Genomic DNA, 18,868 nt, shown 5'->3' with positions numbered 1-18,868 from the left:
TGGCGTCGCCCCGTCTGGCGGCTCTACAGCATCAGTACAAAAGTACCGACCCAAAGTAACAGGAAAAAAGAAATTCCCATCAAAGCGTATCTCACAACAGCAACTCCTCTGAGCGGTTACCCGGCGAGCGATCCCAAACTCGCGTAACCCGAACAGAATAAGAGAAAGGTGGAGTTCATCAGCGCTACACGCTTTCTTCTCAGGTCGCTCCAGGCAAGCCCAGAACAGGATCGAGCGATAATCTACGCGGATTCGTCCCAAAAATAAATAGGCCGTTTCTGAGATATTGCTCACATTTTCAGCGGACATCAATCTCTGGAATTGCCGACATGCCAACCCGCAGTTTTGCCAGATCCGGTTGATTGATATCCAACACAATTTTCACCGGTAAACGCTGTACCACCTTGGTGTAATTGCCGGTGGCATTATCCGGTGAAATAGCGGAAAAGGTCGCGCCGGTTGCCGGTGCGATACTGTCCACGCGACCGGTAAACGACTTGCCGGGTAACGCATCCACTTTCACCAGCACCTTTTGGCCTTGCTGCACATCAGCCAACTGCGTTTCCAGATAGTTGGCGGTGATATAGGTTTGCTGCAAGGGCACCACTGCCAGCAAACGGGTGCCGGCACTGACATACGCGCCAAGGCGAACAGCACGCTGCCCAACCATGCCATCCACCGGCGCGACGATGCGCGTGTAAGAAAGATTGAGCTGCGCCTGATCGACGCTGGCTTTTGCCGCCGTCACATCGGCCGCGGCCTGACGCACCGCGGCTTGTAACACGCCAACCTGCTTCACGGCGGCGGCCAGCGCTGCTTCGCTCTGCCGTACCGCCGCTGAGGCTGAACGCTGGGTCGAGTTGGCTTTCTGCTGATCGTCCGCGGCGATAGTGCCGCTTTTATACAACTGGTTGTAACGTGCCGCACTTTGTCCAGCGTATTGCGCCGACGCCTGGCTTGCCGCTAGGCTGGCTTTCGCTTCATCGATGGTGGACTGCTGCTGTTCCAACTGCGCCTGGCTGCTCAATTGCTTGGCTTCACTGACCTGCAAATTAGCCTGAGCAGTTTCCAGCGCCACGCGATAATCGCGATCGTCGAGCGTCGCCAGCAGTTCACCGGCCTTAACACGCTGGTTATCTTGCACATTCACACTGGCGATATAGCCGGAGACCTTCGGCGCCACCAGCGTGTAATCGGCATTAACGTACGCATCGGTGGTGCGGTGATCGTTGCCGGTCATTGATGACCAGACAAAAAATGCCATCGCTAATAACACCAGTAATAAGGCACTTAACAGCACCGTTCTTTTCATTGCAAAAGCTTGCATATCAATTATCTCGACGTCGTCGTTGCAGGTTGAATCAGGGTTTGTGGCGGCCACACGCGTTTCGGCAGCCAGGCGGTTAACAGTAAAAGCAGGGCAGCAAAGGCAATCAGCATCTGATAACAATCACTCAGGCTCAGCACCATCGCCTGATGTTTCAGCAAAGTGGCAAAGCCGCTGAGGTTTTCCGCACTGCTGGCGCTACCATCGGGCAATAAAGGCAAGCTGCTGCTGGATTGTGCGCTGTTGGGCGCAGTCATCAGCCATGCGCGGTTGGCGGCATGATCAATCAATATGTTGGAATGAAACTGCTCACGATGGCTGATAAACCAGGCGACTAAGGTGCTGGCGGCGATGCTGGAGAAGCCGCGCACGGTGTTGAACATCGCCGAAGCAAACGGGCCTTCTGGCGGCGCGACCACGCTGGTGGCGCTCATCAACACCGGCAAAATCACCATTGGCTGACCAAACGCTTGCAGGATCTGAATTAGCCAGAAATTCTGCCGCGCCCAATCGGTGGTGATGTGCATGCCCATCAAGCAGGATGTCACCAACAGCGCGACGCCTGCCGTCAACATCCAGCGGCAATCGACCCAGCGAATATTCAGTAATGCGGCAATAAATGGCGCAATCAGCAACTGCGGCAAACCGATGGTTAACGCCAGCGGCGCGAATTGTAAGGTGCGGAAACCTTGTACTTGCGCCAGATAGGCGGAAGGCAGCGCCGAACTTGACAGCGACAGAATCAACACGCCCGCCAGCACCAACAAACCATGCGAAAGATTGCGTCGCGCCAACATCTGCAACTTAAACAGTGGCAGCGGATGAAACCATTCATTAATAAAGAACACAGTCAGCAACGCCAGAGCGCTGAATAATAGGCCGCTGAATAATGATGATTCGAGCCAATCGAGCCGCTCGCCCTGAGTTAGCGCCAGAATCAGCAAGGCCATGCCGCTGCAACCGGTGAGCATGCCGAACAGGTCCATTTGCTTAAAGCGTTCAAGGCGCAGCGGATCTTGCGGCAAGCCCCAACCAATCAGCAGCATGGCAATCAGCATGGCGGGAACCACTTGCCAGAACACGAAAAGCCAACTGACATCATCGGTCCAGAATGCTGCCAGCGAGGCAGCCATGTTGGGGCCGAAAGTGGCGGTCAGCGCATAGCCTGCCAAACCGTACAACTTGATTGGCGGCGGCAAGAAGCGCAGCGCAACGGTCATCAGCAGCGGCGGTAATGCGCCACCAAATAAACCTTGCACCACGCGCAAAGCGATAAATAACGGCGCGTTAGGCATTAAGGGCAGCAGCAGGCCGCTAATCATAAAACCAGCAGAAACCAATAGTGCAAAACGGCGCAGTGAAAACGTCACTGCAAACCACGGCGCGATCATCATCGCCGCGACTTCTGCGGCCTGATAAGCGGAAATGATCCAGCTGCCTTGATCGTAACTGATGCCGATCGCCGCACGGATATCGGCCAGCGCGATATCGGTAACGCGATCGTTTAATCCAGAAGTGAGCGCGGCAATCAACACACCCACCAATCCCAACGCCAGACGCAGGGTAAAAGGATGGGGCGCCGGAGCAGCAATCGGCTGGGCATTCATAGCAGGTGTCTCATTGTTATGTTGATGCAGTGTATTGCGATGTGATACAGGTGGCATCTTACCTATCGGTATGATGTATTGCAATGTGATACAGGGTGTAAAAGTGCGATCATTCGCGTTAAAGTAGGGCAGGCCAAAAAGGAACGCATCATGGTTGAACTCCCCTCAAGCCGTGAGGATGAAAAAGCGGGTGGCATTCAAGTCATCGCGCGTGCGGCAAAAATTCTAAATGCGCTGGGTGAACATCCCGGCGGCATGAGTTTGGGTGAAATTGCGCAAGTGGTTGATCTTCCGCGATCCACGGTGCAGCGCATCATCGCCGCGTTGGATAGTGCGCAACTGGTACGCAGCAGCGGTGCGGGCGGTTTACGTCTCGGTCCAGCGCTGCTCAAGCTGATTTCCAGCGTGCACAGCGATGTGGTGGAAATCGTGCGACCGTTCCTCGAACAACTCTCCGCTGATATCAATGAAACCGTATCGCTGGCGCGTGCGCACGGCACGCAGTTGGCAATCGTGCATTATGTGGTAGCGTCACGCGAACTGCGTGTGGTGCCGCGTATCGGGCTGAATCTGCCGCTGTACAGCACGTCAGGCGGTCGCGCGTTACTGGCGCTGGAAAGCGATGAAGATGTACGCGTGATGGTCGGCGAAGCCTATAAAGAGCTGACCGAAATGACGGTGAAAACGCTGCCGCAGCTGCTGCAACTGATCGCCGAAGTGCGTGTCAGCGGTTTGGCGATTGATCGTGGCGAAACGCTGGAAGGGATCTCGACCATGGCGGTGGCCATCGACACGTTGTTTGGTCGTTTCTCTATCTCTTTATTGGTGCCGACAGCGCGTTTTCATAAACAGGAAGCGCTGTATCGCACCGAAATTTTGAAGTGCAAAGACGCCTTGATTGGTGAAATTGGCAAAATGACCGCTGTGGAAGGATAACCAATTGATGAAAACCTTGCTGATGGCCATCGATAACTCTCCGGTGGCGGAAAAAGTGATTGCGCTGACCATTGAACAAGCGCTAGCGCATCAGGCGCAAGTGACAGTGCTATGTTGTGTTGATCCGGCGTACTCCTCGTGCAATCAACCGATTGAGATTGATGCCGGTGAAGATCCCGATGATTTTGTTGCCGCCAAAGATGAGCAAAACACCGCCGAAATGGTGGTGCGACATGCGCTGGCACCGCTGCTGCGGGCAGGCATTGCGGCGAAAGGGTTGATTCTGGCTGGCGAAGCGGCGGAAACCATTGTGGCGCAGTCGAACCTGTTGCATGCCACGATGATCATTATGGGACGCCGTCATTTGTCGCCATTTAATCGCTTGTTGAAAGGTTCTGTCAGCGCCGCAGTGATTGAGCGCGCCAATTGCCCGGTTTTGATTGACGTACGTAAGGATTAACCTCGTTCGATGCTCTCGCTTTTTCCTATTACGCTAGCGGCGTTTACGCTGCTGGCGATCATCATTATTTTGCTGGTGCGTTCTACCTCGCTGCGCGTGTGGCAAGGTGTGCTGCTCTTCCTGTTACCGCTGCTGCTGGCGAATCTGTTGTGGTTCAACTGGCTACATCCGCGCCAGGAACGCCAAGCGCTGGCGAGTGAAGTCTCAGCTCAGCTCAGCCTCGCGCCCGGTTATCGTTTATTGAAAATTCAGGAACCCGCGCTGTGGCAGTTGCTCAATCGTGAACTGCTGCATAAGCGGCTTGCGGGTGTTCCGGCAGATCAGGCGCTGGGTGATATGCGCGGTTGGCTGATGGATTTGGTTAATCAACGCTTAGCGCGCGCCTCTGATGAGGCGATCCTCAACTACATTCGCGTGTCGGTTGAAGAGATGCAGGCGCTGCAACAGCAGGAACCACAGCGCTGTTTTCGTTTCCTTTATCCGCAGGTCAACGGTGGCGTCAATCTGCAACAGGTGCTGTCACCAGAATTGAATCAGCGCGATGCGCAAGCGCTGGAAACCTTGCTGCAACAGAGCACCGGTAATGAGCAACCGCTAGATCAGGCCGCAGCACAGCGCGATCTGCAACATGTGGTGGAAACCTTGTATGGCAAGTGGGGCGATAAGCTTCAGCAATTGAATATGCCCGCCGACACGGCGGTTGATCGCGGCGCGATGTGCGCGATGTCGATCGATCTCTACAGCGGTATTCTCGCATTGCCTGCCAAACAAGCGGCCAATCTTTTACGTAAGATGGTCAGCCTTACCGGTTAGCGGGCAAAAAAAAGCCCGCTCAGCGCGGGCATGAAGGTCACTATCAGTATCTCTTTATTATCAGTATCACCTGGTGTGGTGCAGACTTCGTTTTGTCTGTACACAGAATCGCATTGCCCAAGTGATAAGTATAGCCGTTTGGTTTTATCGATTTGATTGGCAAAAACTTTGCTTTAAGCAGACATTTCGCGCTTTATTCCTATAGATAGGCGCGGCGTTGCATTTTAGACTGCGACGCTTGAGAGGACACCCTAATGAAAAAAATGCTTATTAGCGCGCTAGCGCTATTTATGCTGGCGGGATGTAGCGTCAGCAAACCAGGATTTGAACGAATAGATGAAGATACCAGCTCAAATACCGTGCAGTATCGTTATGATCCGCACACCTTGAATAAAGATGCGCTGGAAATCGACCTGGCGAATTATTGCAGTCAACGTGGATTTGATAAGGTTGAATCACTGCCAGCGCAAAACAGTCATTTGCCTGGTTTAAAGAAAGCCTGGTATCAATGTAATTACGCAGTAAAAAGTTAAAAAATAGGGCGGAATAAATTCCCGCCCTTTTTATTTTCATTATTTTCTTGTTATATGCTGTGTATATTCTTTGCCCAATTACCAGTGTCGACCATAACCGCCGTACCCGTGATGCCAGCCGCCACCGCCATGATGTCCCCAACCTGGGCCGCGACCGTGATCGTGGTCGATAATACAGCCGCTCAACATCGTCATGATGGCAACCACCGATGCAACCTTAATTAACTTTTTCATGGAGAGTCCTCCTCTTTTCCAATGGAGCCAGATTACAGCGGAAAAGTGGAGTGAAGATGCAGGAAATGTAGAGTTATTTCTGGTTCTATTTCGGAATGTGTCAATTAAATGCTAAAAACGGCGAGGAGGTAAATAATCCAATCGGAATAAGCTGAATGCCTGATAATAATAGCGCGATTACTCCGAAAGGCAAGGCTTAATAATAGTGGTTCTCAATAGTCAGCTTATTGTGGATGAATTATGGAGAAAACGGATGCCGCCAATGAAAGCGGCATCCAGCGAGATTAATTATGCAGCAAAGGTTCTGATACGGCTTGGCGATTTGGCACACGAATGCTCAGCGACAGCACCAGCGAGATTACCAACAAGGTCATGATCAGGCTGAAGGTAACGGTGAAGCCACCAAACGCCGATGCCACTAACGAACCCAGCACGCTGCCGATACCAAAGCCGAGGTAAATCAAACCGTAGTTTTTGGTCAAATTGTTCAGGCCGAAGAAATCACTGACCAGGGAGGGGAACACGGTGATGGTGCCACCAAAACTGAATGCCACGCAGGCCAATGACAGGAAGAAGCTGGTTTCATTCATGCGTGTGAACAGCAAAATACTCATACCAATCAGCGAAACAATTTGCGCCACGGTGATCACACGTATGCGCGCCATTTTGTCCGACAGCACGCCAAGGATCAGACGCCCGCTGAGGTTGGCAATCGCAATCACGGTTACGGCGTTGGCAGCGGTTTGTGCGCTGAGATGCACCATACCTTCCCCGATATCTTTCGCCACACCAATCACGTATAAACCGCTCATGCAGGCAGTCAGGAACATCAACGCAAGCATCCAGTACTGAGGCAAACGTACTGACTCCGCCAACGTGTAATCTTTGGCTTCGCGCTGCGCATTGCCGCTGGTTTTTTGCAGCGGCGCATCACGCATTAAAAGCGCGCCGACAATGATCATGCTCATCGCGATCACGCCCCAAATCATGAAGGTGCTTTCCAAACCTTGTGACGTCAGCAGCGCACCGCAGATAAATTTAAAGCCCAGGCTACCCAATCCGTAGGCGCCAATCGAACAGGCTGAAATCAACCCTTTGCGTTCCGGGAACCATTTCACGCAGTTAGATAGCGTCATCAGATAGCCCGCGCCATCCGCCAGCCCCACCAAAATACCGGCGCTGAGATACAGCATCATCAAATTATCGGCATGCGCGGTGAGCCAGAATCCCACGGCCATCAAAACACCCGCGCCGATGGTGACATTGCGCACGCCAAAGCGTTCCTGCAACTTTCCGGCCAGCGATGAAGCGATGGCTAAACCGAGGCTGAGTAAACCAAATGAGAAGGCCACTTCGCTGATGGGGGCATCCAGCTTGTGGGCTAATGGGCCGTTAAACAGGCTCCAGGTATAGACGGAACCCAGCGCGAACTGGGTTATGATGGTGCCGATAAGGGTAAGCATGCGGGTACGTTGGATATTCGCATTGGTTGCTGTTTTCATTTTTATCTCTCACTCGAGAAAGCGGAATCTGGGCTGATGATAAGTGGCTATCGCGCGTGCGGGTTGAACCGCGGCGTGAATGGACCGAGCGAGGGAATGAAATGCAGCGAAACGGGTATGAATGACATAACGATGACAAGGCTAATGTCATTTTAACCGCAGCGGTTGCAGTGGGTAAGCATGTGTAACCAGTTGTATCGAACGGTGGATATCGCCTGCAAAACTGGGGAAGTTTGCCAGGCTTAGAGTTCATTCAAGAGGAGGAAATATGATAGACCGAGCATATGAATCCGCGTCAAGCGAGGATGAGGTTTGCTGCATTATCGGTCAGGCGGTGATCGAGTTAAGCGATGAGCATCAACCAGTGAACAAATCCACGTTGTCGCTGAAATTACTGGCAATGGCCGACCGCGACAAAGATGATGAACGCGTCCTGCTTTACTGGATTGCCAGAAAAGCCATAACTAAACCTCACCAGCTCAATATCGGCGTTCAGGGCTGGCGCTAGAGGAACAAAAGAGCGGGCGCAATGCCCGCTCTCGTTATTTAAGCCGTACGTAAACGCCTCATGGTTGGCCAGCGTACAAACATCACCATGTTGCCTGCTAGAATCATCACCAATCCGACAATCGCATTGCTGTGCCAATGATAGCCTTCGTATAAGGTGGAAAGTGTCAGCGCCACCAACGGGAACAGCAAGGTGCTGTATGCCGCCTGACTAGCACCAATACGACCCACCAGCGTGAAATAGGCACCAAATCCCAGCACTGAACCAAAAATCGCCAGATAGCTCATTGCGCCCATCCATTGTAAATTCAGCGCGGGTGCCAGCGAATCGCCATCGATCAGCGCTAATGCAGCCATCACCATCGCGCCATAAAACATGGCGTAGCTGTTGGTGGTCAAGACATCGCGTTGGCGACGTTGATGGCGCATGGAAATCATGTTGCCGAAGGAGAAGCCCAGCGTACCAAGCGCGCTCAGACCTACGCCCCACAGCAATTGTGGCGCGGGATCGGCTGCCATAATGTCATGCCAGAACAGCGCGACAATGCCTCCGAGGCCCAACACCGCAGCGGGCAGCAAGCGGAAAGAAGGACGTTGGCGGAAGAAAATCCAGCTATTCAGCGCGTTATACAATACCGCCATCGAAAAGATCACCGACTCCAATCCGCTGCTGATCCACGCCGCCGCATGATAGAAGCAAACAAAGTTGAAGCCGAATACACAACAGCCTTGCAGCATGCAAAAAAGGTGATCGCGTTTATCCAGCGTGCGCAGGCGGCGCAGCACCTTCAGGAGCGCTAACATTACCAACGACGCCAGTAAAAAGCGCCAAAACACCGCCACCAAAACCGGCGTGTCGGCCGCTTCCTGTTGTAAAAAGATAGCAATCCATGTGGTGCCCCAAATCACAACCACGGCAAGGTACAACATCACATTCATAGCGCGCTCTCCGGCAATAACTGGCTCGCAGTGTGGCGTGAAACAGGAGAAGCGGCTTGCACCTTTTTGCGCGGCAATTGCAAAATCTTGCGCTTTTTATTCTTGTGGCTGCTTATGGCCTGTTTTCTGTCCGCTGAGAACCGTACACTGTGCGCTTATGAACTGTGAGTGATAGCGAACCATGACCGATTACCAGACGTTTAATATGCTTCAGCGCCACAAAGCGCAATTGCGCGACAGTGTACAACTGTCGAGCGGCATTAAGCTGGCATCGTGGTTCAACAGTGGCGATCGCGTTACCAATCTCAGCAATCACCACACCTTGAGTTTGTATACCGCCGACGGCTATGAAACCTGGCATAAAACCCAGCACGGCTGGCGCAATGGCGGCGGGCCGGATCGTTTCTGCTTGATGCCGGGCGGCGTGGAATCGGTGTGGGATATCCGTTCCGACTTGTCGTTTGTGCATCTGTATTGCACCGATGATCATCTGCGTAATCTGGGCGAACAAATCTGGGATCGCAGTCCTGCGCAGCTCAATCTGCATGAAAAGATCTTTGCCGAAGACGATCGCATCACCCAGCTTTACCGTCATTTCCTGTTAAGTACCGATTGGCAGCAACCCGCCAACCAGCTGATGTTGAGCAGTGCTTCCACTCTACTGATGACCCATTTGTTGCAGCGCTACAGCGAGGTGCAATGGCAAGCGCCACAGGTGCGCGGTGGTCTTGCGCCGGTGGTCTTGCGGCGAGTGATGGCTTTTATCGATGCGCAATTAGATCAACCTTTAACGCTGGCGCAATTAGCCGCCGAAGCGGCGTTAAGTGAATACCACTTTGCGCGCATGTTCCGTAGTAGCGTGGGCGAGGCGCCGCACCAATACGTCATGCGTCGTCGTATGGATGCGGCATTGCAGCTGCTTAAATTTAGCCAATTACCACTGACAGAAATCGCGCTGCGCTGTGGTTTCCACTCTTCAAGCCATTTCAGTAATCGCTTCCGTCAAATGCATGGCGCCACGCCATCGTCCTGGCGACAAGCACAAGGTTAATTGCACGCTGCCACCAAAATTCATGTAATCGACTGCAAACCCCTCAATATTTTTCTGAATACGTTTCTCATTTCTCTTCCATCAATGGATAAATCGCGAGATTTTTATCCCGCGTTCGGTATGATGCCAGCAAGAAAAATAAAGCTATCACATTGATTACAATGAAAACTTACTGGAGTGCGTAACATGGAAATACGTATGTCAAAGGTCGAAACCGACATTGATGAAATGAAGACGGATATCGGGCTGTTGAAAACCGATGTAGCAATCATTAAGTCAAATTATGTCACTAAGGGTGACTTGCATAAGGCGATTCACCAACAAACTAAATGGATTGTTGCTGGCCTGATGAGCACGGCTGGCTTGACGTTAGCTTTTGCGCGTTGGCTGTTTTGATGACGCGTTAAAGAGGAGATAAAACATGGAATTACATATGTCGAAGATCGAAGCCGACATTGATGAAATGAAGACGGATATCGGGTTGTTGAAAATTGATGTGGCGATCATCATGTCTAACTATGTGACCAAAAGCGATCTTCACTTTGAGATTGGCAAAATTCATCAAGAGTTGGGCAAGCAAACCAAATGGATCGTCGCCGGGATGATGAGTACTGCGGGGATAACTCTGGCTTTGGCACGCTGGTTGTTTTGAGGGAGGGCGCTACGAATGGTGTCCCCTGCAGGAATCGAACCTGCAACTAGCCCTTAGGAGGGGCTCGTTATATCCATTTAACTAAGGAGACGCCGGGCGCGCAGTATAGCGCATCACCAAGCTGATTTTAACTATGCGCAGGTTGTTTGCTCAATCTATCAGCAATATAGCGCCATCATTTCTTCTGCTTCTCTTTACGTTTCTGTTCCGCACGTGCTTTGGCTTTCGCCGCTTCGCTCATATCGTTGCGAATCTGTGCATGGCTAATCAGGGAGAAAATCAACGTTCCGCCGGTGATATTGCCCAGTAACGTTGGCAGTGCGAAAGGCCAGAAAAATTCATACCACGGCAAGGTACCTGCAAACACCAGATACAGCACTTCCACTGAACCCACCACGATATGGGCCAGATCGCCCAGCGCCACCAGCCAGGTCATCATCACAATCACCACGATTTTGGCGGCCCCAGCATAAGGAAACATCCACACCATGGTGGCGATAATCCAGCCAGATATCACCGCATTAGCAAACATTTCGCTCGGTGTGTTCACCATCACTTTTTCGCTAATAGCGGTAAAAGCCTGTCGTGTTGCATCATCGAAAATCGGCATGTAATTAAAGGCTAACGCGCCAAGCGCAGTACCAATTAAGTTACCGGCAAGCACCACACTCCATAAACGCAGCAGCAGCATAAAATTGCTGCCAGTCGGTTTGTGCATCACCGGTAATACAGCCGTGACGGTATTTTCGGTAAACAACTGCTGGCGCGCCATAATCACGATAACAAAGCCAAAGGTATAGCCGAGATTCTCAAGTAAAAACGCGCCGGGCACACCCTCCAAATGGACCTGAAAAATGCCTTTCGCCATCAGCGATGCGCCCATCGATAATCCGGCGGCAACCGCAGACCACAACAGCGCCATGCCGTCGCGTTCTAACTCTTTTTCACCGTCCTGGCGAATCTCTTCATGAATGGCGGCAGCGCGCGAGGGCAGGGCATCTTCATCTACTTCGATCTCCTTGCCTTGATCCTTTTCATCACTCTCTACATCCTTGTCACTGTTTGAAATTGATGGTGATTGTTTCATGTTTTCCTCGGGTGATAATGCCAATGCGTAATAAGCGTAGCTGGTTTTAGCAAGGGCAATTTGTTACCAGGATTCAAATTAAGAGTAACGAAATTTTAACCAAGGTGTTTTTTTGAGCAATTCTTTGATCTGATGCGCACGATTACCCCATTTGGGGTAAGTGGGAGCCAGTTCACAGACTTCGGCCCATAGATTCATTGTGGTATTATCCCCGCCTCATTCATTGCGGTGATTCTCCCTTCTATGCTCGAAGTCATTAATCTCTCATGCGTTCGTGATGAGCGAATTCTGTTTCATGGATTGAGCTTCCGGGTGCAACCGGGTGACATCGTGCAAATTGAAGGGCCAAACGGTGCTGGAAAGACCTCGCTACTGCGCTTGCTGGCGGGTTTAAGCCGCGCAGAAGAGGGCGAGGTGCTGTGGCAAACGCAACCGATTCGCCAGCAGCGCGAAATATGGCAACAAAACTTGCTTTATCTTGGTCATCATCCGGGTGTGAAATCGGTACTCTCACCGTTAGAGAATTTGCATTTCTGGCATGGCGACCGCAATGAAGACGCCATTTTTGATGCACTTGAGCAAGTTGATCTGCTGGGATTCGAAGAGGTGCCGGTGGCGCAACTCTCAGCAGGACAACAGCGACGTGTTGCACTGGCGCGACTGTGGCTCAGCCCGGCGTCAGTGTGGATCCTCGACGAGCCGTTGACCGCGATTGATAAAGGTGGCGTAGAAAAATTAATGGCGCGATTCGCTGCGCATGCCGATAACGGTGGATCAGTGATTCTCACCACGCATCAGGACCTGCCCGATAACACGGCGCGCGTGCGTAAAATTCGTCTTACTTCGGAGTGGGCTTGATGTTAGGCCGGGTTATTCAGCGCGAATTGAAAATTGCCTTTCGCAGTGGCGCGGAAGTGATCAATCCGCTGTGGTTTTTCCTGATTGTTATCACGCTGTTTCCATTAGGTATCGGGCCAGAGCCACAACAGTTGGCGCGCATTGCGCCGGGCGTGGCGTGGGTTGCCGCGTTGTTGGCCTCATTGCTGGCGCTTGAACGCCTTTTTCGTGACGATTTTCTGGATGGTTCGCTTGAGCAACTACTTTTGTTGCCAACGCCGCTGCCTGTCACCGTGTTGGGCAAAGTGATTGCTCACTGGCTGATTACCGGTTTGCCGCTGATTTTGCTCTCACCGCTGGCAGCGTTATTGCTGTCACTGGATTTTGCCGGCTGGCGCGCCATGGCGCTAACGTTATTACTCGGCACGCCAACCTTGAGTTTTCTCGGCGCGATTGGCACCGGTTTAACCGTCGGGTTGCGGCGCGGCGGCGTGTTGTTAAGTTTGCTGGTATTGCCGTTGTCGATACCGGTGCTAATTTTTGCCAGCGCAGCGATTGATGCTGCGGGGATGGGATTGCCGATCGGTGGTTATCTGGCAATTCTCGGCGCGATGTTAGTTGTCAGCGCCACGCTGTCGCCGTTTGCCACAGCAGCGGCTTTACGTATCAGTCTGCATTAATTCGTGTCGCCTCAGAGCGACCGAATCCTGAATTCTTTTTTATTGTGAGCTAAGCAAATGTGGAAATGGTTACACCAGTGGGCGAAGCCTGAGCGGCTTTACCAGCTATGCGGTCGCTTGATCCCCTGGTTCGCGGTGTTAGGTGTTGGCACGCTGTTACTCGGTTGGGTGTGGGGCTTCGGCTTTGCACCGGCAGATTACCAACAGGGCAACAGCTTCCGAATCATGTACATTCACGTGCCAGCGGCGATGTGGTCAATGGGCGTTTATGCCTCAATGGCGATCGCGGCATTTATCGGCCTGGTGTGGCAGATGAAAATGGCCGACCTGGTCTCAGCGGCGATGGCACCGATTGGCGCGGTGTTCACCTTTATCGCGCTGGTTACTGGTTCCGCCTGGGGTAAACCGATGTGGGGAACCTGGTGGATTTGGGATGCGCGCTTAACCTCTGAACTGGTGCTGCTGTTCCTCTATATGGGCGTCATCGCGCTGTATCACTCGTTTGAAGATCGTCGCACCGCTGGCCGTGCCGCTGGGATTCTGATTCTGGTGGGCGTAGTCAATCTGCCAATCATTCACTTCTCGGTACAGTGGTGGAACACGCTGCATCAGGGATCGTCGGGCATTCTGCAACAGGCCATCGATCCGAGCATGCGCACGCCGCTGCGTTGGTCGATTCTCGGTTATTTGCTGGTGTTTGGTGCATTGACCTTAATGCGCCTGCGCAACCTGATTCTGTTTACCGAGCGCCATCGTCCGTGGGCGATTGATGTCGCGCAGGGAGGACGCAAATCATGACACCCGCTTTTGCTTCGTGGAGCGACTTCTTCGCCATGGGCGGCTATGCCTTTTACGTTTGGCTGGCTGTCATTCTCACCATGATTCCGTTATTCGGGCTGATGCTGCACACCGTGCTGTTCCGCCGCCGTTTGCTGGCCGAGATTCGCCAGCGACAATCCAGGGAGCGCCGCATTCGCGCGGCTAAATCGAAAAAAGCTGCCGATGAAGCAGCAGGAGAATCCGTGTGAATATCCGTCGTCGTAACCGCCTGTATGTCGCGGTAGCGGTGTTGATTGGGCTTGGCCTGGCAACCTCGCTGGTGATGTACGCGCTGCGTTCCAACATCGACCTGTTTTATACGCCAAGTGAAATTCTGTATGGCAAAGGTGAAGATCACCAGAAACCAGAGCCGGGCCAACGCTTGCGTATTGGCGGCATGGTGATGCCGGGCAGCGTGAAACGCGATCCTAAGACCCTCGCCGTTTCTTTCAAACTGTATGACGCCAATGGCGTGGTCAGCGTCAGCTATGAAGGCATTCTGCCGGACCTGTTCCGTGAAGGGCAGGGTGTGGTCGCACAAGGTGTGCTGGAACATGGCAACCTGGTGAATGCCAAAGAAGTGCTGGCGAAGCATGACGAGAAATATACGCCGCCTGAAATCGAAGATGCCATGAAGAAGAATCACACCGGACCTGCGGCGGCCTATCAGCAGGCAGGTGCGCAATCATGATGCCGGAAATTGGCAGTTTCTTACTTTGTCTGGCGCTGGCACTGGCGCTGCTGTTAAGCGTTTACCCGTTGTGGGGCGCGGCGCGTCAGGATGCCCGTTTGATGGCGCTGGCACGTCCGTTGACGTGGGGCATGTTCTTCTGCGTCGCGGCCTCTTTCCTGATTTTAGTGTATGCCTTTGTCGTTAACGATTTCACCGTCGGCTACGTCGCCACCAACTCCAATACGCTGCTGCCAGTTTACTATCGCGTTGCGGCTACGTGGGGCGCGCACGAAGGTTCACTGCTGTTATGGGTGTTGTTGCTCAGCACCTGGACGTTAGCGGTAGCGATCTTCAGTCGCGGTATGCCGCAGGATGCGTTAGCACGCGTGCTGGCGGTGATGGGCATGATTAACCTCGGCTTCCTGCTGTTTATCATCCTCACCTCGAACCCGTTTACCCGCACCTTGCCGAACTTCCCGATTGATGGTCGCGATCTCAATCCGATGCTGCAAGATATCGGGCTGATCTTCCATCCGCCATTATTGTATATGGGCTATGTGGGTTTCTCGGTGGCGTTTGCCTTTGCGATTGCTTCGCTGATGGCGGGTCGCCTCGATACTGCATGGGCGCGCTGGTCACGTCCGTGGACCACCGCAGCCTGGGTGTTCCTGACTATCGGCATCGTGCTTGGTTCAGCGTGGGCTTATTACGAACTCGGCTGGGGCGGCTGGTGGTTCTGGGATCCGGTTGAGAACGCCTCCTTTATGCCGTGGCTGGCGGGCACCGCGTTAATGCACTCGCTGGCGGTCACTGAAAAACGCGGCAGCTTCAAGTCGTGGACCGTGTTGCTGGCGATTACCGCGTTCTCGCTCAGCTTGCTGGGCACATTTTTGGTGCGCTCCGGCGTGCTGGTTTCGGTGCACTCATTCGCTTCCGATCCGGCGCGCGGCATGTTCATCCTTGCCTTCCTGGTGATTGTGATTGGTAGTTCGTTGCTGCTGTATGCGTTAAAAGGCGGCCAGGTGTGCAGCCGCGTGCAAAGTGAAGCCTGGTCACGCGAATCATTCCTGCTCGGCAACAACGTATTACTGATTGCCGCGATGCTGGTGGTATTGCTCGGTACCTTGCTGCCGCTGGTGCACAAACAGCTGGGCTTAGGCAGTATCTCGGTCGGCGAACCGTTCTTTAATACCATGTTCACCTGGTTGATGGCGCCGTTTGCCCTGATGCTCGGCATTGGTCCTCTGGTACGCTGGCGTCGTGATGAGCCGCAGAAACTTTGGAAGCGTTTGGGTGTGGCTCTATTGGTGACGCTGATTCTATCGATTGCCTTGCCGTGGCTGTTGCAGGATCGCATTGAAGCGATGACGGTGATCGGCCTGCTGATGTCAATCTGGGTGATCATGTTGACGCTGATGGAACTGCATGAACGCGCAACCCATCGCCACTCGTTCTTGAAAGGTTTGCGCCATTTGTCGCGTAGCCATTGGGGCATGGTTTTAGGCCATCTTGGCGTAGCGGTTACGGTGGTGGGTATTGCGTTTAGCACCCAATACAGCGTTGAACGCGATGTGCGCATGAAAGCCGGTGATACCGTTGATATCCACAATTATCACTTCACTTTCCACGGCGTGCGTAATCTGCAAGGCCCGAACTACAGCGGTGGCGAAGCGATTATCGAAGTAACACGCAACGGCAAACCGGAAGCGGTGATGCAGGCGGAAAAACGCTTCTACTCTGCAGCGCGCACCATGATGACCGAAGCGGCGATCAGCGGTGGCTTTACGCGCGATCTCTATGCGGCGCTGGGCGAAGAGTTGGAAGACGGTTCGTGGGCTGTGCGCATCTATTACAAACCGTTTGTACGTTGGATCTGGTACGGCGGCGTGTTTATGGCGGTGGGCGGTCTGTTCTGCCTGTTCGATCCGCGCTATCGCTCGCGTAAAAAAGCTGAGCGCGAGGAGCTGGCATGAACAAAAAAATCCTGTTTATCCCGTTAGTGCTGTTCCTGCTGCTGGCGGCGGCGCTGCTGTGGCAGCTGTCACGTAACGCCAACGGTGATGATCCGACGCGGCTTGAATCAGCCTTGATCGGCAAGCCAGTGCCGGTGTTCAAACTCGAAGCGCTGGATCAACCGGGCAAAATCTACGATCAGCAGGTTTTGACCGATGGCAAACCGATCCTGCTGAACGTGTGGGCTACCTGGTGTCCGACCTGTCGCGCTGAGCATCAATATCTCAACACGCTGGCGGAAAAAGGCATTCGCATGGTTGGGCTGAATTACAAAGACGATCGTACCAAAGCGGTGACCTGGCTGAACACGCTGGGCAATCCTTACGCGCTGAGTCTGTATGATGGCGATGGCATGCTCGGTTTGGATTTGGGCGTTTACGGCGCACCAGAAACCTTCCTGATCGATGGCAAAGGCATTATTCGCTATCGCCACGCAGGCGACATGAATGACCGCGTCTGGCTCGAAGAAGTCAAACCGCTGTGGGATAAGTACAACAAGGAGGCGGGCGCGTGAAACGATTGCTTCTGCTTTTAGCGGGCATTCTGCTCAGCACCAGCCTGTGGGCGGCGATCGATACTTATCAGTTCGACTCGGTGCAGCAGGAAGAACAATACCGCGAACTCACCGGTTCCTTACGCTGCCCGAAATGCCAAAACAACAGCATTGCGGATTCCAACGCGATGATCGCCGCGGATATGCGCCTTAAAGTCTATGAGCTGATGAAGCAGGGCGAAAATCGCCAGCAGATCATCGACTACATGGTGGCGCGTTACGGTAACTTCGTCACTTATGAACCGCCCGTGACGCCATCCACGCTGATTTTGTGGGTTGGTCCGGCGCTGTTTGTGGTGCTGGGGGCGCTGATTATTATCCTGCGTAATCGCCGTGGTAAAACCCGCAGCGAATTGGACGACGATGAACAACAGCGCCTTGCGGCGTTACTCAAGCGTGACGGGAAGCCGTAATGACTGGATTCTGGATTACCTTAATTGTTTTATTGCTCGCGGCGATTGCGCTGTTTCTGCGCGCTGGCTGGCGTCAACGTGAAGCGACAACCGGCGATCGCGATCGTCTCAACACGGATTTTTACCAGCAGCGTTTACGTGAACTGGAGCGTGACGAAGAAGAAGGCGTGGTTGCTGAACGACCAGAAATGGTGCGCGAACTGCAACAAACGCTGTTAACTGACGTCCCCAAACAGGATGCCGCCAGCATTCATCACAGCAGCCGCTGGGTGTTGCTGCCGGGCGTGATCATTCTGCTGGTGGTTTCGCTTGGCATGTATCTGAAAACCGGTGGTCTGGCGCAGCAAACCGCCTTTATGAGCGTGCAGCAGGAGTATCCTATTTTGCGCGCGCGCGTGATGGATCCTAAAGCCCAGCCGCTGACCATGGAAGAACTGGCGCGTTTGCAGTTGGGCCTGCGCAGTTCGTTGCAGCATGACTCAACCAATCTCAATGATTGGGCGATGTTAGGGCGTCTCGGTATGGTGCTGAACAACGCCACCGATGCCAGCCAGGCGTTTGAACATGCGCTACAACTGGCACCGGATAACCTTGAATTGCAGCAGGATTACGCCGAAGTGCTGACGCGCTCCAGCGATCCGCAAGACAATCGCCAAGCCAATGTGATGTTGAAAGAGTTGTTGAAGCGCGATCACAGCGATGTGCGAACGTTGAGTTTGTTAGCGTTTAATGCCTTCGAGCAGCAGCAATATAATGAAGCGATTGGTGCCTGGCAGGTGATGTTAAAATTGTTACCGGCGGGCGATCGCCGTATTACCATGATCGAACGCAGCATTGAACAAGCGAAAACCGACGCGGGACAGCAAAATAGCAATCTGGCACTGACAGTGAGCCTGGCTCCGCAGGCAGAAAAAATGTTACCGCAAGGCGGAGTCATGTATATTTCTGTGTCTGACGGTGTTTCACCGGTGCCTGTGGCTGTGAAGCGTTTACCGCTCAGTCACTTCCCGTTATCGCTTACGCTGGATGACAGCAATGCCATGATGCCCGATCGCCTGCTTTCGGCGCAGCATCAGGTGCAAGTCAGGGTGCGCATTTCGCGCGATGGCAGTGCCAATCCCCAGTCTGGCGACTGGTTTGGTTTGAGCGCCATCACTCCCTGGGATGGTCATCCGCAACTGGCTGTGGAAATTAATCAACAGCAGCCCTGAAGCGATACATTACTGATCCGC

The 18,868-nt window shown here is 53.2% G+C and carries 24 protein-coding genes and 1 tRNA gene; 17 read left to right on the top strand and 8 right to left on the bottom strand.

Annotated features, from left to right (window positions below):
• Positions 1–23 precede the first annotated feature (23 nt).
• The 3 genes from ypdK to ABDW13_RS14940 all read right to left on the bottom strand — a co-directional run bounded on the left by ypdK (position 24) and on the right by ABDW13_RS14940 (position 2,934).
• A complete protein-coding gene (gene ypdK / locus ABDW13_RS14950; protein WP_099686956.1) occupies positions 24–95 on the bottom strand; it encodes a membrane protein YpdK in 72 nt (23 codons plus the stop codon).
• Positions 96–298: 203 nt separating this feature from the next.
• On the bottom strand, positions 299–1,327 hold the full coding sequence (locus tag ABDW13_RS14945) for an HlyD family secretion protein (RefSeq protein WP_343553350.1): 1,029 nt from the start codon (positions 1,325–1,327) through the stop codon (positions 299–301).
• A 5-nt stretch (positions 1,328–1,332) separates the two neighbouring features.
• The gene (locus tag ABDW13_RS14940) at positions 1,333–2,934 is read right to left on the bottom strand and encodes an MFS transporter (protein WP_343553349.1); all 1,602 of its coding nucleotides are present in this window, start codon (positions 2,932–2,934) and stop codon (positions 1,333–1,335) included.
• A 150-nt stretch (positions 2,935–3,084) separates the two neighbouring features.
• On the opposite strand from ABDW13_RS14940, the gene ABDW13_RS14935 reads away from it, so the two are divergent.
• The 4 genes from ABDW13_RS14935 to ABDW13_RS14920 all read left to right on the top strand — a co-directional run bounded on the left by ABDW13_RS14935 (position 3,085) and on the right by ABDW13_RS14920 (position 5,676).
• Positions 3,085–3,870 (top strand): IclR family transcriptional regulator, encoded by a 786-nt coding sequence (locus ABDW13_RS14935; RefSeq protein ID WP_343553348.1) that lies wholly within the window; start codon positions 3,085–3,087, stop codon positions 3,868–3,870.
• 7 nt (positions 3,871–3,877) lie between these two features.
• Positions 3,878–4,330 (top strand): universal stress protein, encoded by a 453-nt coding sequence (locus ABDW13_RS14930; RefSeq protein WP_343553347.1) that lies wholly within the window; start codon positions 3,878–3,880, stop codon positions 4,328–4,330.
• Positions 4,331–4,339: 9 nt separating this feature from the next.
• Positions 4,340–5,143: a hypothetical protein gene (locus ABDW13_RS14925; RefSeq protein ID WP_343553346.1), complete on the top strand. Its 804-nt coding sequence runs from the start codon at positions 4,340–4,342 to the stop codon at positions 5,141–5,143.
• A gap of 254 nt (positions 5,144–5,397) precedes the next feature.
• Entirely contained in the window at positions 5,398–5,676 is a 279-nt protein-coding gene (locus tag ABDW13_RS14920) for a lipoprotein (protein ID WP_343553345.1), read from the top strand.
• A gap of 78 nt (positions 5,677–5,754) precedes the next feature.
• On the opposite strand, the gene ABDW13_RS14915 is transcribed toward ABDW13_RS14920, so the two are convergent.
• Together ABDW13_RS14915 and ABDW13_RS14910 are read right to left on the bottom strand one after the other, a co-directional pair.
• The gene (locus ABDW13_RS14915) at positions 5,755–5,910 is read right to left on the bottom strand and encodes a hypothetical protein (RefSeq protein WP_343553344.1); all 156 of its coding nucleotides are present in this window, start codon (positions 5,908–5,910) and stop codon (positions 5,755–5,757) included.
• A 284-nt stretch (positions 5,911–6,194) separates the two neighbouring features.
• Positions 6,195–7,412 (bottom strand): MFS transporter, encoded by a 1,218-nt coding sequence (locus ABDW13_RS14910; protein ID WP_343553343.1) that lies wholly within the window; start codon positions 7,410–7,412, stop codon positions 6,195–6,197.
• A gap of 268 nt (positions 7,413–7,680) precedes the next feature.
• Between ABDW13_RS14910 and ABDW13_RS14905 the strand changes: the two genes are divergently transcribed.
• Positions 7,681–7,920 (top strand): hypothetical protein, encoded by a 240-nt coding sequence (locus ABDW13_RS14905; RefSeq protein ID WP_343553342.1) that lies wholly within the window; start codon positions 7,681–7,683, stop codon positions 7,918–7,920.
• 38 nt (positions 7,921–7,958) lie between these two features.
• On the opposite strand, the gene ABDW13_RS14900 is transcribed toward ABDW13_RS14905, so the two are convergent.
• Positions 7,959–8,858: an EamA family transporter gene (locus ABDW13_RS14900; RefSeq protein WP_343553341.1), complete on the bottom strand. Its 900-nt coding sequence runs from the start codon at positions 8,856–8,858 to the stop codon at positions 7,959–7,961.
• Between the two features lie 181 nt (positions 8,859–9,039).
• Between ABDW13_RS14900 and ABDW13_RS14895 the strand changes: the two genes are divergently transcribed.
• From ABDW13_RS14895 to ABDW13_RS14885, 3 genes are all read left to right on the top strand, one after another.
• A complete protein-coding gene (locus ABDW13_RS14895) occupies positions 9,040–9,909 on the top strand; it encodes an AraC family transcriptional regulator (protein WP_343553340.1) in 870 nt (289 codons plus the stop codon).
• Between the two features lie 198 nt (positions 9,910–10,107).
• Complete coding sequence (locus ABDW13_RS14890) at positions 10,108–10,305, top strand: hypothetical protein (protein WP_343553339.1); 198 nt, start codon at positions 10,108–10,110, stop codon at positions 10,303–10,305.
• A gap of 25 nt (positions 10,306–10,330) precedes the next feature.
• Complete coding sequence (locus ABDW13_RS14885; protein ID WP_343553338.1) at positions 10,331–10,561, top strand: hypothetical protein; 231 nt, start codon at positions 10,331–10,333, stop codon at positions 10,559–10,561.
• Positions 10,562–10,577: 16 nt separating this feature from the next.
• Here ABDW13_RS14885 and ABDW13_RS14880 read toward each other — a convergent pair.
• Positions 10,578–10,652, bottom strand: a tRNA-Arg gene (locus tag ABDW13_RS14880).
• 84 nt (positions 10,653–10,736) lie between these two features.
• Positions 10,737–11,648, bottom strand: coding sequence for a formate/nitrite transporter family protein (locus ABDW13_RS14875; RefSeq protein ID WP_343553337.1), 912 nt, complete (start codon positions 11,646–11,648; stop codon positions 10,737–10,739).
• Between the two features lie 243 nt (positions 11,649–11,891).
• Here ABDW13_RS14875 and ccmA point away from each other — a divergent pair, with 243 nt between their 5' ends.
• From ccmA to ccmI, 9 genes are read left to right on the top strand one after another with little or no spacing between them, the layout of a single operon-like run.
• Positions 11,892–12,506: a cytochrome c biogenesis heme-transporting ATPase CcmA gene (gene ccmA / locus ABDW13_RS14870; protein ID WP_343553336.1), complete on the top strand. Its 615-nt coding sequence runs from the start codon at positions 11,892–11,894 to the stop codon at positions 12,504–12,506.
• Complete coding sequence (ccmB, locus tag ABDW13_RS14865; protein WP_343553335.1) at positions 12,506–13,165, top strand: heme exporter protein CcmB; 660 nt, start codon at positions 12,506–12,508, stop codon at positions 13,163–13,165. The genes ccmA and ccmB overlap by 1 nt, the downstream gene beginning before the upstream one ends.
• 57 nt (positions 13,166–13,222) lie before the next feature.
• Positions 13,223–13,963, top strand: a complete 741-nt coding sequence (locus ABDW13_RS14860; protein ID WP_343553334.1) for a heme ABC transporter permease — start codon at positions 13,223–13,225, stop codon at positions 13,961–13,963.
• Positions 13,960–14,193, top strand: a complete 234-nt coding sequence (gene ccmD / locus ABDW13_RS14855; RefSeq protein WP_343553333.1) for a heme exporter protein CcmD — start codon at positions 13,960–13,962, stop codon at positions 14,191–14,193. Before ABDW13_RS14860 ends, ccmD begins: the two co-directional genes overlap by 4 nt.
• Positions 14,190–14,675, top strand: coding sequence for a cytochrome c maturation protein CcmE (gene ccmE, locus ABDW13_RS14850; protein WP_343553332.1), 486 nt, complete (start codon positions 14,190–14,192; stop codon positions 14,673–14,675). The genes ccmD and ccmE overlap by 4 nt, the downstream gene beginning before the upstream one ends.
• Positions 14,672–16,630 carry a heme lyase CcmF/NrfE family subunit gene (locus ABDW13_RS14845; protein ID WP_343553331.1) on the top strand — a complete coding sequence of 653 codons (1,959 nt, stop codon included), beginning with the start codon at positions 14,672–14,674 and terminating at the stop codon, positions 16,628–16,630. Before ccmE ends, ABDW13_RS14845 begins: the two co-directional genes overlap by 4 nt.
• Positions 16,627–17,184, top strand: coding sequence for a DsbE family thiol:disulfide interchange protein (locus ABDW13_RS14840; protein ID WP_343553330.1), 558 nt, complete (start codon positions 16,627–16,629; stop codon positions 17,182–17,184). The genes ABDW13_RS14845 and ABDW13_RS14840 overlap by 4 nt, the downstream gene beginning before the upstream one ends.
• Positions 17,181–17,636, top strand: coding sequence for a cytochrome c-type biogenesis protein (locus ABDW13_RS14835; RefSeq protein ID WP_343553329.1), 456 nt, complete (start codon positions 17,181–17,183; stop codon positions 17,634–17,636). The genes ABDW13_RS14840 and ABDW13_RS14835 overlap by 4 nt, the downstream gene beginning before the upstream one ends.
• Positions 17,636–18,847 (top strand): c-type cytochrome biogenesis protein CcmI, encoded by a 1,212-nt coding sequence (gene ccmI, locus ABDW13_RS14830; protein WP_343553328.1) that lies wholly within the window; start codon positions 17,636–17,638, stop codon positions 18,845–18,847. The genes ABDW13_RS14835 and ccmI overlap by 1 nt, the downstream gene beginning before the upstream one ends.
• The last annotated feature ends 21 nt before the right edge of the window (positions 18,848–18,868 follow it).

The organism is Pantoea sp. (genome assembly GCF_039594315.1).
Classification (GTDB): Bacteria; Pseudomonadota; Gammaproteobacteria; order Enterobacterales; family Enterobacteriaceae; genus Pantoea.
The sequence above is the reverse complement of the archived record's forward strand: the minus strand, read 5'-3'. Positions and strand labels throughout refer to the sequence as shown.